Origin of the sequence: Shewanella rhizosphaerae (genome assembly GCF_019457655.1) — a bacterium.
GTDB classification, from domain to species: Bacteria; Pseudomonadota; Gammaproteobacteria; order Enterobacterales; family Shewanellaceae; genus Shewanella; species Shewanella loihica.
In genome coordinates, this window is the sequence record NZ_CP080420.1 from 669229 (window position 1) to 681989 (window position 12761).

At 52.0% G+C, this 12761-nt stretch carries 15 protein-coding genes; 10 read left to right on the top strand and 5 right to left on the bottom strand.

What is annotated here, in order from left to right; translation table 11 throughout:
• Positions 1 to 54: 54 nt before the first annotated feature.
• The 9 genes from K0I63_RS03050 (at position 55) to K0I63_RS03090 (ending at position 8066) form a co-directional block, all read left to right on the top strand.
• Entirely contained in the window at positions 55 to 1464 is a 1410-nt protein-coding gene (locus tag K0I63_RS03050) for an MFS transporter (RefSeq protein ID WP_220082479.1), read from the top strand.
• Positions 1465 to 1688: 224 nt separating this feature from the next.
• A complete protein-coding gene (gene dbpA / locus K0I63_RS03055; RefSeq protein WP_220082480.1) occupies positions 1689 to 3095 on the top strand; it encodes an ATP-dependent RNA helicase DbpA in 1407 nt (468 codons plus the stop codon).
• A 1161-nt stretch (positions 3096 to 4256) separates the two neighbouring features.
• A complete protein-coding gene (locus tag K0I63_RS03060) occupies positions 4257 to 4631 on the top strand; it encodes a hypothetical protein (protein WP_220082481.1) in 375 nt (124 codons plus the stop codon).
• A 106-nt stretch (positions 4632 to 4737) separates the two neighbouring features.
• Positions 4738 to 5217: a hypothetical protein gene (locus K0I63_RS03065; RefSeq protein ID WP_220082482.1), complete on the top strand. Its 480-nt coding sequence runs from the start codon at positions 4738 to 4740 to the stop codon at positions 5215 to 5217.
• Between the two features lie 77 nt (positions 5218 to 5294).
• A complete protein-coding gene (locus K0I63_RS03070; RefSeq protein ID WP_220082483.1) occupies positions 5295 to 5672 on the top strand; it encodes a hypothetical protein in 378 nt (125 codons plus the stop codon).
• A 103-nt stretch (positions 5673 to 5775) separates the two neighbouring features.
• Positions 5776 to 6159 carry a hypothetical protein gene (locus K0I63_RS03075; protein ID WP_220082484.1) on the top strand — a complete coding sequence of 128 codons (384 nt, stop codon included), beginning with the start codon at positions 5776 to 5778 and terminating at the stop codon, positions 6157 to 6159.
• A gap of 89 nt (positions 6160 to 6248) precedes the next feature.
• Entirely contained in the window at positions 6249 to 6596 is a 348-nt protein-coding gene (locus K0I63_RS03080) for an Imm8 family immunity protein (protein WP_220082485.1), read from the top strand.
• A 573-nt stretch (positions 6597 to 7169) separates the two neighbouring features.
• The gene (locus tag K0I63_RS03085; protein WP_220082486.1) at positions 7170 to 7319 is read left to right on the top strand and encodes a hypothetical protein; all 150 of its coding nucleotides are present in this window, start codon (positions 7170 to 7172) and stop codon (positions 7317 to 7319) included.
• A gap of 93 nt (positions 7320 to 7412) precedes the next feature.
• The gene (locus K0I63_RS03090; protein ID WP_220082487.1) at positions 7413 to 8066 is read left to right on the top strand and encodes a methyltransferase; all 654 of its coding nucleotides are present in this window, start codon (positions 7413 to 7415) and stop codon (positions 8064 to 8066) included.
• A 24-nt stretch (positions 8067 to 8090) separates the two neighbouring features.
• Here the strand turns inward: K0I63_RS03090 and K0I63_RS03095 are convergent, their stop codons facing one another.
• The 3 genes from K0I63_RS03095 to K0I63_RS03105 all read right to left on the bottom strand — a co-directional run bounded on the left by K0I63_RS03095 (position 8091) and on the right by K0I63_RS03105 (position 10559).
• On the bottom strand, positions 8091 to 8504 hold the full coding sequence (locus K0I63_RS03095) for a GFA family protein (protein WP_220082488.1): 414 nt from the start codon (positions 8502 to 8504) through the stop codon (positions 8091 to 8093).
• 65 nt (positions 8505 to 8569) lie between these two features.
• Positions 8570 to 8968 (bottom strand): hypothetical protein, encoded by a 399-nt coding sequence (locus K0I63_RS03100; RefSeq protein ID WP_220082489.1) that lies wholly within the window; start codon positions 8966 to 8968, stop codon positions 8570 to 8572.
• A 121-nt stretch (positions 8969 to 9089) separates the two neighbouring features.
• Positions 9090 to 10559 (bottom strand): DEAD/DEAH box helicase, encoded by a 1470-nt coding sequence (locus tag K0I63_RS03105; RefSeq protein WP_220082490.1) that lies wholly within the window; start codon positions 10557 to 10559, stop codon positions 9090 to 9092.
• Between the two features lie 272 nt (positions 10560 to 10831).
• Between K0I63_RS03105 and K0I63_RS03110 the strand changes: the two genes are divergently transcribed.
• Positions 10832 to 11167, top strand: a complete 336-nt coding sequence (locus K0I63_RS03110; protein ID WP_220082491.1) for a DUF3622 domain-containing protein — start codon at positions 10832 to 10834, stop codon at positions 11165 to 11167.
• Between the two features lie 79 nt (positions 11168 to 11246).
• Here K0I63_RS03110 and nrfD read toward each other — a convergent pair whose 3' ends face one another.
• Both nrfD and K0I63_RS03120 read right to left on the bottom strand, forming a co-directional pair.
• Positions 11247 to 12188, bottom strand: a complete 942-nt coding sequence (gene nrfD, locus K0I63_RS03115; RefSeq protein WP_220082492.1) for an NrfD/PsrC family molybdoenzyme membrane anchor subunit — start codon at positions 12186 to 12188, stop codon at positions 11247 to 11249.
• On the bottom strand, positions 12185 to 12757 hold the full coding sequence (locus tag K0I63_RS03120) for a 4Fe-4S dicluster domain-containing protein (protein ID WP_011864413.1): 573 nt from the start codon (positions 12755 to 12757) through the stop codon (positions 12185 to 12187). The genes nrfD and K0I63_RS03120 overlap by 4 nt, the downstream gene beginning before the upstream one ends.
• Positions 12758 to 12761: the final 4 nt, after the last annotated feature.

Consider the following 12761-nt stretch of genomic DNA (forward strand, 5'->3'; position numbering starts at 1 on the left):
GTCTGGGCGCGGCTCGGGGTAGTTTGAGGTGTTTTTTTGCCTGGAAGACTAAAAATGAATAATAACTCTAAGTCCACAGAGGCGCCGCGCTTCCCCAGAATCTTCTGGATCGCCAACGGCGTCGAGCTGCTCGAACGAGCGGCCTATTACGGTGTGTTCATCGTTATCACCCTCTACCTGTCACGTATTCTCGGTTTTAGCGACGTCGAAGCCGCCTGGCTGGCGGGCTCTTTCTCGGCCGGTCTCTACTTTTTACCTACTTTCAGCGGCGCCCTGGCCGACAAGATAGGCTTTCGCGGCGCCCTGTTGCTGGCGTTTGGCCTGTTAACCATAGGCTATGCGTCCTTGGCGATATTCCCTGCGCTTATTGAATCTCAGGGGCTGGTGGAATATGGCAAGGAGACCATATATCACGGCCTTAAGGAGGCGGATATTCGCTGGGCGATCGTGCCTATTCTGGTCGTCATCATGATAGGTGGCTCCTTCATCAAGGCGGTGATCACAGGAACTGTGGCGCTATCGACCACGGCCGAGACCCGCGCCAAGGGTTTCTCTATCTTCTACATGATGGTCAACATAGGCGCCTTCTCGGGTAAGACAGTGGTGAAGCCGCTGCGTGAATCCATGGGCGACTTGGGTCTAATTAACCTTAACTACTTCGCCGCCACCATGACGCTGATCGCCTTCTTCAGCATCATGCTCTTCTTCAAGAGCACGGAGGAGAACCGCTCCGGCAAGAGCCTGGGCGAGATCTGGCAGGCGCTGCTTAAGGTGCTGTCTAATGGTCGATTGATAGCCCTGATCTTAATCATCACGGGCTTCTGGATGGTACAGCATCAGCTCTACGCCACCATGCCAAAATATGTGCTGCGTATGGCCGGTGAGGGCTCATCACCGTCTTGGTACGCCAACGTCAACCCTCTGGTGGTCTTCCTCTGCGTCAGCTTCGTTACAGGTATGATGGCCAAGCGCAGCGCGCTGACCTCTATGACTGTGGGCATGTTTATCATGCCGGTATCGGCGCTGCTGATGGCCTCGGGCAACATGTTTGCCGGCAGTGAGACTATCTTAGGCATGCATCCCATCGCCGCCATGATGATCATAGGCATCGTATTCCAGGGCCTGGCCGAGTGTTTCATCTCGCCGCGTTTCCTGGAGTATTTCTCGCTACAGGCGCCCAAGGGCGAAGAGGGTCTCTACCTGGGCTTCTCGCACCTGCACTCTTTCATCAGTTCATTGCTGGGCTTCGGTCTGTCGGGTTACCTGCTGGAGGCCTACTGTCCGGATCCGCGTGTCTATAACGACCACGCCGCCTGGGTCGAGGCTTCGGCACATGCTCACTATATCTGGTATGTGTTTGCCGCTATCGCTAGCGTGTCGGCGGTATCGCTCATCATCTATGGCGCCGTGATCAAGCGTATCGATGCCAAGAATGATACCGACGCCGAACTGGCAACCGCCTAACTGTTTGACTCAGTTTTGGTTGGTTTAACCCTGAATGCCGTCGCGATCCCTCGCGGCGGCTTTTATTTAATCCTCGTCTAATTGGCGCATTGCCGCCTGATTGCTGCTATAATCGCCGCCATATCCACGCACGCCCTTGAAGATTCATCGGCTGCTGCCATCACATAGCTTTATTTGTGCCTGATCTAACTCAGTTTTTCTCGGCACAGCATTAGGAAATTACCGTGAGTCAATCTGACGCTACTACGCCAAGCGGGGCTTTTGACAGCCTGCCGCTTAAACCCGCTTTGCTCGATACCCTGAAATCTATCGGCTTTCACCAGATGACGCCTATTCAGGCCCAGAGTCTGCCAGCCATCCTCAATGGGCAGGACGTCATAGGTCAGGGCAAGACGGGCTCGGGCAAGACGGCCGCCTTCGGTTTAGGCCTGCTCAACAAGCTGGATGTGAAGCGTTTTCGTATCCAGACGTTAGTGCTTTGTCCTACCCGTGAGCTGGCGGATCAGGTGGCGGCGGAGCTGCGCACCCTGGCGCGCGGTATCCATAACATCAAGATCCTCACCCTGTGTGGCGGCGTGCCCATGGGGCCGCAGATAGGCTCGTTGGAACACGGTGCCCACATTATCGTCGGTACGCCGGGTCGCATCATAGATCACCTGGACAGAGGCCGCTTGGATCTCGACAACGTCGATACGTTGGTGCTGGATGAGGCGGATCGTATGCTCGAGATGGGCTTTCAGCGTGAGCTGGACGCCATCATGCAAGAGGTGCCCCGTGAGCGACAAACTCTGCTGTTTAGTGCCACCTTCCCGGAGCAGATCCAAGGGCTTAGCGAGCAGTTCATGATCGATCCCCTCATGGTGAAGGTCGAGGTACAGCACGGCGGTGAGAGTATAGAGCAGCACTTCTACGAGTGCGGTAACAATAACGATCGTATGAAGGCGCTGCAGCTTCTGCTGCTTAAACATCAGCCCGAGAGCGCCGTGGTTTTCTGTAACACCAAGCGTGAGACCAAGGATGTGGCGGCTAAGCTGACCAATGCCGGTTTCAGCGTGGTGGCCCTGCATGGGGATCTGGAGCAGCGGGATCGCGACCAGATGCTGCTAAAGTTTGCCAACAAGAGCGCCAGCGTCATGGTGGCCACAGACGTGGCGGCCCGCGGCCTGGATATCGACGCCCTGGATATGGTGGTCAACTACCATATGGCCTATGACACTGAGGTGCACATTCACCGCATCGGCCGTACCGGCCGCGCTGGCAGCAAGGGCGCCGCCCATACCCTCTTCAACCATGAAGATGGCTACAAATTATCCCTGCTGGCAGATGCACTTGGCCGCGAGATAGACGGCGAGGCGCTGCCAGGTGAAGCCCTGCTGGACACCATGCCGCCGCAACCCAGAATGGTCACCATTCAGATCGACGGCGGTAAGAAGCAGAAGGTGCGCCCTGGGGATATCCTCGGCTGTCTTACCGGTGACAATGGCATTGAGGGTAGTGAAGTCGGCAAGATCAAGATCACCGAGTTCCGCTCCTATGTGGCGGTGGATCGCAAGGTGCTGCGCAAGGCCCTTAACAAGATCGTCAAAGGTAAGCTTAAGGGTAAGAGTTACCGTGCGTGGGAGTTAAAATAATTAATCGCGTAATCTAGCGCGGTGATTGGAAAAGGAGCTGACTGAGGTTAGCTCCTTTTTTGTTGCCTGGGGTTTGATGGGGGGGATTGGTTGAGTTTGTTTGAGTAGCTTTTGGCTGCATGTTTATTTGTTGAGTGAGTTTGAAGGTCGACCCTTCATAGCAATCTAACGCCTGCCCGGCGGGGGACGTGCAAGCACTCTTTTGGCACGCCGAGATTCCGTCCATGGAGGCTTCACGGCGGCGTCCATGCCGCCGAGAGTCAAAAGCGTGCTTACACCCGTATCTAAACGTCTCTTCGATTTGGCGGTATTGGCGTGTCTAAAGCGTGAGAACTAACTGATTTTTGCACCAAAGAGTGCTGCCCTTAGAATGAAGGTTTGGCATTTCTATAGTTTGCTTGGTTGGCATTTGGCGACATGCTCATTTATTAAGTGAGTTGAAGGTCGTACCTTCATCGCTATCTAACGCCTACCCGGCGAGGGATGTGTAGATACGCCCGTGACACGCTGTGCGCCATCTGACCTCCAAGGATGGAGGGAATGCCGAGAATGTCGGGAACATTTTTGGCCCTGGCCGCTCTGCGGTTTCATCTGACCTACATGGATGTAGGAAATGCCGAAAATGTCGGGAACATTTTTTGGCCATGAAACCGAAGGTCACTGGCGTATCTACACTCGGTATCTAACGTCTCTTCGATTTAGCCGTGTTTGGTGTGAAGAGGGAAGGCGAAAAGCTAACTTGGTTTTGCCCCAAAATGAGTTAACACTTTGTCGGTGGATCAGTACCTAACGGACTTTCTGGCCTGGCAATTTGTTATCGCTACATCAGCGTGAGCTAATTCACTACTCCCAAACCCAAAAAACTGGATAACTATACAGTCATATTCAAATCACAAGGATTTTGAACGATTTTTATCCTGCACTTGTGCGCGTTTTCTCATTTAGGCATAAATAAATGGCTTTAAAATTAGCTGCTTATAACATTCGTTAAGTAGATGATAGGTTTGGAAAACGCGCATGCGCGTTTTTCCAGATGGTATATTTGGCAAAATGCTGATAAGTTCATTACATACAGATAGTTAGCTATGCGCGTATTCACTGGTCCAACGAGGTAAACGCGCATGCGCACTAATAAAATGTTATGTGTGAGTGAGCCTCGGCATGGAATGGTCTAAATCCGAAATTTTCAAAGGTATAGATCTCAACGATTCATTCGTTTTGGATTGGTGTTGCGAAGTTAATCGCTTGTCTTTCGAATTAGAGGCAAGCATTTGGCCTGAGTCGGAACATTACTCAAAGCCAGCGGGAAATGAGTATACATGCTACAAGAGAGCAACACTTCGGTTTGTGAACGTAAATGATGTGCAAGGGCTGAAGCTAAAGGAATTGGTCCGTACAACTACAGACCCTGATGGGACGGTAGATTACGGAAACATTGATGTACTCAATATCGAGGAAGGGTCATTTTATTTGGTAGGTGACTTTGGTTCAGTCAATATTCAAGGTGGAAAGCTAGAGTTTGAAATACACACATAACAAGCGGCAGCAGTCGGACTCGGCAAAAGCTGTCGCCAAATTTGCTGGCGCAAATTTAGCGCCAGTTTTACCTCGCCGCTGTGCCGGGCGTTAGGCATCAAATTAAATGAGCATCATCGAAGAGTTTGAATCCAACGGAATAGAGTGCAATCTCGGCGCTAGTAACTGGCACGTAGATCACGGCACTGCCGCAATCTATCCTCCGGCCACCGATGAAATGATCGAGTGGGCTTGCCTCGAAGCTAAAGCGGAGTTTCCCCCCGCACTTGTTTCCCTTCTGAAAAGCACAAACGGATGCTTCTTCAAGAAGCTTACGCTATTTGGCATTCCCGTGAGTTTGTTCGAAGGTAAAGGGCTATCTAGAGGGCAGCTTCAGCCTCAGTCGATTACGACAGCGAATCGAGCATGGCGAGTCAACTTCAAAGCACCGAATGAGGCCGTAATGGTTGGCTCCATACAGGGATGGTCAGAGAACACAGGGGTGTTCATGCTGCCTTCTGGGCAATGCGTGAAAATCAATAGTTCAGGTATTAGTGAACCATTTCAGCTCACTGAAAAATGGCGTGCGTTGGCGGAAAATGCCTAACAAGGCAAACAAGAATGCGGCCTTCGGCGGCTGGACTCGCTACGCTCGCCTCTTTTTGCGGCGTTAGGTAACTAAGGATGGTCAATCTTCTAAATCCAGCATTGCGAAGTCGTGATATTAGAAAATTAGTAGAGCCTCATTTACACGAAGTTTTTTGGGACTCAGGTGTAGATGAAACGAGTGAATGGGTCATGGCTTCATTTGAAGATGATGCACATACCCAAAAGCTTTCTAATTGGCTAAATAGCAAAGGTGTTACAGGCTCTACTAAAGTGATTATTACAGATACAGCATGGTCAGAACTCAGGCAATCAACTTGGTCTTCTTTGCTCAATCATGCTGCGGATTACTTTAATCAAAACCATTTATTAATTGTTGCAGAAGATCGTTCTTGGGTAATGGAGTATGCTTCTCAACAAATAATTAGGTTCGGACGTTGGGTAAACATTACCTAACAAACCAATTAAGTGCGGGACTGCTAAAGCTTGGCTCAGTTCCGCTCCGCTACACAGGCTAGCCAAGCATTTATCAGCCCCTTATTGGGGCTTTACGTGCTCAATGAGAAATATCACCTTATTACTAATTTGTGTATTGTTTAGTGCTATTTCGATAGCTGTGCCTACAAGCGGATTCTATGCTACGGAAGCATCCGCCACTGCTGAAATAGCTGGCTTAGGAAGGATTGAGTGTGTTCGTTTGATATTTAAGCCAAACAGTCCGGACTACGCAGATGAAATGCCTACTTATAGTCATTATTTGGTTCTATATCTAGGTGAACCCGTGATCATTGACCGTATAGATGGGCACACGATTACGATTCAGGTTCAAGATGATTTGGTAACAGTGTTTTATCATTCTGGTGCAAATGCTTACCTCTATAAAAAATATAAAATTTATGATAATACATTGTTTTTATTGGAGGAAGGCAATGCTAGCACCTAACCAGTTGCTCAAGCTTACTTTGCCAGCCAAGGCTGGCTCCGTGGGACTGGCGAGTGGCGCCAGCCCCTTAGCAAAGCGTTATACACCAAATGAATAATTTCGTTCCCGTCATCAGAAGTTTTGACTGTTCAGACTTTGATCCTATTGATAAATGGATATTTGAAGATCCAGCGGAAGTAGATTTCTGGTTAAATATTTCTGTTGGAACAGAAGGAATGAAGGGAACCAATGACTTTCAGGTCCATGTGATAACACAAAAATCTCTGTCTCAATCGACCGATAAAGATCATCTCCTTGTATTGCCTTATTATTCTTGGGATGAGACTTTAAAGGAATTAAATAAAGTTCTTTCCAATTGCGCTGACGTTAGTTGGGAAGGAATGTTTAGGCAAATCTCCAAACACTATTGTTGGGAATACGAATGGACGCATCGGTAAATGGTGTATAACAAGTTGCGTAAGTTTGCCCAAACAGAGGGCGAGACAAATACTCGCGAGGCTCGCATTTGCCCCTTCGCAAAGCGTTAGTACATAAAAACATTTATCTGAAGCTCACATATATAGCTCTATAGTTCTAACTCATTTTTGTCCAAAAATATTTCAGCTTGTGCTAGACACACAATTAACGCTCAATCGAAGAGACGATAGATATCGGTGTAAACACGTTTTTGGCCTTCGAAATCAGGGATGATTTCGTAGAGCCCACAGGGAAGTGCTAGTGGCGTGCCAAAAACGTGTTTGCACATAAAGCCTGCGGCAAGCAATTGATACACTATGAAGCCTTGGTTCGACATCCCCATTTCAAATGGCAAAGTCCGTTAAGTTCTACCAGCTGAAAGCTGCTAGACAATATCTAACTTCAATAACATTAATTCGAAGAGACAATAAGCCCCTAGTGTAGATACGCTAGTGAACTGTCCGTGACAGGGCCGCGTTATGACATCCATGTCATTGCAGCATTCGTGAATCCATTCACATCAGATGTCACGGCATAGTCTACAGGGAACGTACTTGCGGCGTCTCACAAGCGTATCTGCACATGAGCCCTGTGCAGGTGATAAGTACACCATGACGTCATGGCTCAACATTCCCAGCTGTATTCGCGCTAAGGGGCTTAGAAAACGTGTGAAGCTGGATGTGACTGGCAGCAGTCAGGGTTAACCTTAGTAAGGTAATTTGTCTAAGGTTATTTTGCCTTGCCGGGCGTTTTAGTATAGATTCCGCCCTCGTTAATCTATTGGTATGTAAGAAAAAATGAATAAAGAGGCCGTTGTCGCGGGTCAGGCGATCTACTCCAAGAGTGTGCTCGCCATCTATGATCTCTGGGTGCTGGGATTTTCCAATCACTATCTGTGGAAGTGTCCTACAAAGCTGATCGCCGAGCAGTTTGCCGCCCTGACCTCGGCCAATCACCTGGATGTCGGCGTCGGCACAGGCTACTACCTCAAGCATCATCTGCCCGCGCATACCCGGCGCATCGCCTTGATAGATCTTAATGAGAACAGCCTGGCATCGGCCTCGGCCGTGGTGCGTCATCTTTCCCCTGAGATTTATTGCCGTAACGTCCTGGCGCCGCTTGAGCTAACATGCGATGGCTTCGATTCGATCAGCGTGAACTATCTGCTGCACTGCCTGCCGGGCACCATGGCAGAGAAATGCGTGCTCTTCACCCATCTCGAATCTGTGATGAAGCCGGGTGCCGTGCTGTTTGGCAGCACAATTCTGGGTACTGGTATCAAGCCCAATGCCTTCGCGGGCAGGCTGATGGCTATCTATAACAAGAAGGGGATCTTCTGTAATCAGGCTGACGATATCGACACGCTGACCCAAGCGTTAAGCGCCAGGTTCGATCGGGTCAGTATCAAACAGGTGGGCTGCGTCGCCCTGTTTAGCGCCGTGAAGCGCTAGAGGTCGTTTCTTTCTAAACCCGCCTCAGCCTTCACTGCGGCTCTGGCGGTATCTGGGTAGGTCATCGGCAATCTTAAGCCAGTCTGGCTGATTGCCCGTGTAGATGTGATATCTGGGGGCGACGGCGTTGGCATCGTCCAGGCTGGCGATGCTCAGGGTGTAGTAATCTGGGTAGTCGGTACTGCGATAGGTGATGCTGGTGCCGCAGTGCTGGCAAAAGCCGCGACGTATGGTGTCTGAGGAGGCATATTCCTTGGGCGAACCTTGGAGCCAAGTGACCTGGTCGGCCTTAAAATCCATCCAGCAGGCGGCCATGGCGCCAGTGCTCTTCTGGCATTGGCTGCAGTGGCAGTAATCGCTATCAAACGGCTGCGCCGACACCTTGTAACGCAGCGCGCCGCACAGGCAGCCGCCTTGTAACTGTTCTGCTGTTTTCATCTGTATTGCCGCCTAACTTTAGAGTTCATCCTTAAGATCGATACCTTAACATTAACTGTGAGTCTTTAGTTTCGTTGATAGATCTCGAGAATAGGAAACTTGTGCTCACCAAAAGCTAAGGTAATCGAGAGTATCTCGTTGGCGGAAAATCTTGTTTTAAAGATGTGAGGCGTTAATCTCTCACCATTAGCAAACAGTGCCATTAGCTGGTTCTGGTTTAACGTACGTTGGCCAGATGCTAAGTTTTCAACGGTTATTACCGCCCAGCGCTCACCTGCTTCATTACTCATCAGCACGCTATTGAGCACCTTAAAATCACTGATATCAGGTTGAATGTTATTTTCGTTGGGAAATGAGGATTGGAAGCTACCGGAGACGTTGCGATCGACGGTTAACACATCGTCTACCGCCATTGCCATGCCTGAACTTAACAGGCCGATTGCGAGCATAATAAATTTCAACATAGTGTCCTTACTTATTTTCCATGATGTCCTTATTTAATCTGCATATTGTTTTATTCTACTTCGAGATTGAAATCAACCGTGATAGGGGCGCAGATATTTCTGGCCCCAGATGACTCTTCAACTAGTGATTTGCAGGTGCGCTCTGGCTCGGACGACGACGTCTGCGACGGCGTGCTGGGGCGTTACCGTCCCTGTGCTCCGACTTGCCTTGGTTTTGCGCTTGTTGACCTTCGCTCGCAGGCTTGCTGGTACCAGTACTTGCGCCTGTTCGGCGACGGCCCTGACCCTCTTTGTTGCCCTGAGCTTGATTGCCGCGGCTAGGCTGTCCAGCCTTGTTTGAGCCCTGGCCGTTGCTTGAGCGATTGCTGCTGCGTTGGCTGTTGCTTTTAGGCTTAGGATTACGCGGTCCCTTGTGCTGGCCGTGGCGCTTTGGCGTCAGGTTGGTCTCGGGCAGGGTGTGGGTCGGCTCGAAGCCCTCTACTTCAGCACGCGGCAGTAGCTTGCCGATCAGGCGCTCGATATCCGCCAGCAGCTTGGCCTCTTCGTCGCTCACCAGGGAGACCGCTTTGCCATCGGCGCCGGCGCGGCCGGTACGACCGATGCGGTGCACATAGTCTTCGGGCACGTTAGGCAGGTCGAAGTTGACCACTTGAGGCAGCTGGTCGATATCCAGACCACGGGCGGCGATATCTGTGGCTACGAGCACGCGCACGTCGCCCGACTTGAAGTTAGCCAGCGCCTTGGTGCGGGCACCCTGGCTCTTGTTACCGTGGATGGCCGCGGCGGTGATCCCCTTGGCCTCGAGATGCTTAGCCAGACGGTTGGCGCCATGCTTGGTACGGCTAAATACCAGCACCTGTTGCCAGTCACCTTGCTGGATAAGCTTGACCAAGGCTGCGGATTTCTTGTTTTTGTCTACCGGGCAGATCAGCTGCTGTACCGTGTTGGCTGTGCTGTTGCGCGGGGTGACCGAGATCTCCACCGGATTGTTCACCAGCCCCTTGGCCAGGGTGCGGATCTCATCGGAGAAGGTGGCGGAAAACATCAGGTTCTGCCGCTTGGGCGGTAAGATGGCGAGGATCTTCTTGATGTCGTGAATAAAGCCCATGTCCAGCATGCGGTCGGCCTCATCCAGCACCAGTGTCTCCAGCTGAGAGAAGCTCACGGCATCTTGCTGATAGAGATCCAACAGGCGGCCCGGTGTGGCCACCAGGATATCGACGCCGCGCTTAAGTTGACTGATCTGTGGGCTGATGCCGACACCGCCGAACACCACTGCGCTGCGAAGCGGCAGATGCTGACCATAGGTGGTGACGCTTTCGGCGATCTGGGCCGCCAGTTCGCGGGTTGGCGTCAAGACCAGGGCGCGCACCTGTTTGCTGCGGGCGCGAGGGCCCTGACTGAGTAGTTCCAGTAGTGGCAGAGTAAAGCCGGCTGTCTTGCCCGTCCCTGTCTGCGCCGCCGCCATCACATCTTTACCCGACAATACTGCTGGGATAGCCTGGGCCTGAATAGGCGAGGGGGTTTGATAACCTTTGTCGGCTATGGCTTTGAGTATGGGAGCGGATAGCCCCAGGGTGGTAAAACTCATAGATGGATCTCTTGGGCGACGGGGCCGGATAATTGGAAGCCAGCGTGCTGGCGGGCGTGCAGCTTACATTAAGCGATAGCAAAGTGCTATCGAATTCGCCAGTTCTGCCTAGCTGAAAGGGCTAACTTTTTCGTATTTTGTGCGCGCTAATGATTGAGTTTTATCCAGAGGAGACTACAATAGCCGCCTTTCTGACGACAGTGGTATATTAGACCGCTGTTTCCCTCAATGAGCGCGACGTTTGCACTCGAAGATCGAATTAGGAAATTAACATGACACAAAACAAGAAATACGGTCTTCGCGTGAGCGAAGCCGAAGGTAGCTGGACTGCCGAAGTTACCCGTCGCATGACGGCGCGCAAGACAGTGGTAACTAAGGCGCAAACTGGTTTTGCTAGCGAAGCCGAGGCGACCGCCTGGGGCGAAGAGACCCTCAAGGGCATAGTCGATAACCTGATGCTGCGTAACGAGCGCCGCGCCAAGCAGCGTGTCGAGCGTAACGAAGCCGCTGCCGCCAAAGAGGCCGCCGCCGAGAAATGGCGCGCCGAGCGTGACGCCGCCGGTGATAACGAGCTGGATGACGACTTCTTCGACGAAGACGACGAGTAGTCGGACGAAGACGAGTAGTCGCCTGTTAAGATAAAAAAGCCCAGCAGATGCTGGGCTTTTTGCGTTTGTGGAGATGAGATTAGCTGATGTAGCTTTGACCTGCGTAGATCACGAAGTGTCTCAGGGCCAGCACGCCGGTGAGGCTGCAGCAGGCCACGGCTATCATCACGCCCTTGCTGTGACGTGTCTGCGACGGCATCAACATGGTGAGCAGCGGGATGGCAAAGCCGATACCGACCACACCGACCCAGAATACACTTGCCCAGACACCTGTGGTGAGTGACGCCAGCGCGGCCGCAGCCGCTCCACCCTTGAAGTAGAGGGCGCAGAACAGCATGAAGAGGAACATGATCTCGCTCAGCATCACGGGCAGTTCCAGGCCATGCATCTTACTTAGGTTGGTATCATGGCAGTGGGTGTTAAACATCAGCAGCGCGCCGATAGCATTAGCCGCCGCGCCGGCTGACAGGCCAGACACCAAGAAGAGCGCAGGTAGCACAGCCGTGTTCAGCAGTGGGTAGGCGTTCATCGCCGAGATGAGGAAGCCGGTATAGGCGCCCACACCTATGGCTAGCACAAACAGCACTACCTCAATTGCCTTGCGCATCGGCATTAGTGCTTCTGCCACAGGTACCAGGAAGCCCAGCTTCCACTTGGCCAGCTCGTCCCTTAGTACTATCAACGAGTAGGCTATGCCGATTGGTGAGTAGAGCAGCAGCGCCAGCACCCCGATAGACATGACGGAGCTGAAGTTGTAGTTGACCAAGATCAGCCAGAAATCAAATGGCTTGGTCAAGTCAAACACCAGACAGGCCAGGCCTAAGCTGATGGCCAGCGGACTGATGATGGCCGCGGCTTTTAAAATCGCGCTTTCCATCGCCTTTTCTTTGCTGTACCAGCGCAGGCCGATACCGATCAGGATAGAGCCCGCCGAGAGGCCCGCCATAAACAGGTAGACTGCGATAACCCAGTTCCAGGTGACTGGATCATATTGCGCCATATCGCCCCAGGTATTGTTCATGACTGTATCCCCCCACGTTTAGTTGGAATGCGATAGACCCTAGGCTTGGTTCCCAGATGGGTCTTCTCCTGATAGGTCGCTTTGGTGTTGATGAGTTTGGCTACCTCGCTGCTCGGATCGTTGGCATCGCCAAAGGTCAGTGCATCTGTGGGACACACGGTCACACAGGCGGGCAGCTCGCCGCGGGCTAGGCGGGTGTCCTTACAGAAGTTACACTTGTCGGCCGCCTTGGTTTCAGGGTTGATGAAACGCACCTTGTAGGGGCAGGCCGCCACACAGTACATACAGCCGACGCACTTATCTTCCTTGATAGAGACCAGGCCATCGTCGCCCACATAGGCCGCGCCAGTCGGACAGACGGTGACACAGGGGGCGTTCTCACACTGCTGGCAGGAGACGCGGTTATATTTAAAGTGCAGGTGCGGCGCGTCGCCAAAGGGGCCTTCTACGCGCACTTGCAAGCGGGTGACTCCCTCGGGGACGCCATTTTCGCTGCGACAGGCGACGCTACAGGCCTGACAGCCGATGCAGCGATTCTCGTCGTGCACCATTACATATCTTTTACTCATACTG

What these genes read in the sequence shown, in the direction of transcription:
- K0I63_RS03070 (WP_220082483.1), top strand. Translation starts at nt 5,295, where the DNA reads ATGGTCAATCTTCTAAATCCAGCATTGCGAAGTCGTGATATTAGAAAA.
- K0I63_RS03090 (WP_220082487.1), top strand. Translation starts at nt 7,413, where the DNA reads ATGAATAAAGAGGCCGTTGTCGCGGGTCAGGCGATCTACTCCAAGAGT.
- K0I63_RS03095 (WP_220082488.1), bottom strand. Translation starts at nt 8,504, where the DNA reads ATGAAAACAGCAGAACAGTTACAAGGCGGCTGCCTGTGCGGCGCGCTG.
- nrfD (WP_220082492.1), bottom strand. Translation starts at nt 12,188, where the DNA reads ATGAACAATACCTGGGGCGATATGGCGCAATATGATCCAGTCACCTGG.
- K0I63_RS03050 (WP_220082479.1), top strand. Translation starts at nt 55, where the DNA reads ATGAATAATAACTCTAAGTCCACAGAGGCGCCGCGCTTCCCCAGAATC.
- K0I63_RS03080 (WP_220082485.1), top strand. Translation starts at nt 6,249, where the DNA reads ATGAATAATTTCGTTCCCGTCATCAGAAGTTTTGACTGTTCAGACTTT.
- K0I63_RS03100 (WP_220082489.1), bottom strand. Translation starts at nt 8,968, where the DNA reads ATGTTGAAATTTATTATGCTCGCAATCGGCCTGTTAAGTTCAGGCATG.
- K0I63_RS03060 (WP_220082481.1), top strand. Translation starts at nt 4,257, where the DNA reads ATGGAATGGTCTAAATCCGAAATTTTCAAAGGTATAGATCTCAACGAT.
- K0I63_RS03120 (WP_011864413.1), bottom strand. Translation starts at nt 12,757, where the DNA reads ATGAGTAAAAGATATGTAATGGTGCACGACGAGAATCGCTGCATCGGC.
- K0I63_RS03110 (WP_220082491.1), top strand. Translation starts at nt 10,832, where the DNA reads ATGACACAAAACAAGAAATACGGTCTTCGCGTGAGCGAAGCCGAAGGT.
- K0I63_RS03075 (WP_220082484.1), top strand. Translation starts at nt 5,776, where the DNA reads ATGAGAAATATCACCTTATTACTAATTTGTGTATTGTTTAGTGCTATT.
- K0I63_RS03105 (WP_220082490.1), bottom strand. Translation starts at nt 10,559, where the DNA reads ATGAGTTTTACCACCCTGGGGCTATCCGCTCCCATACTCAAAGCCATA.
- K0I63_RS03065 (WP_220082482.1), top strand. Translation starts at nt 4,738, where the DNA reads ATGAGCATCATCGAAGAGTTTGAATCCAACGGAATAGAGTGCAATCTC.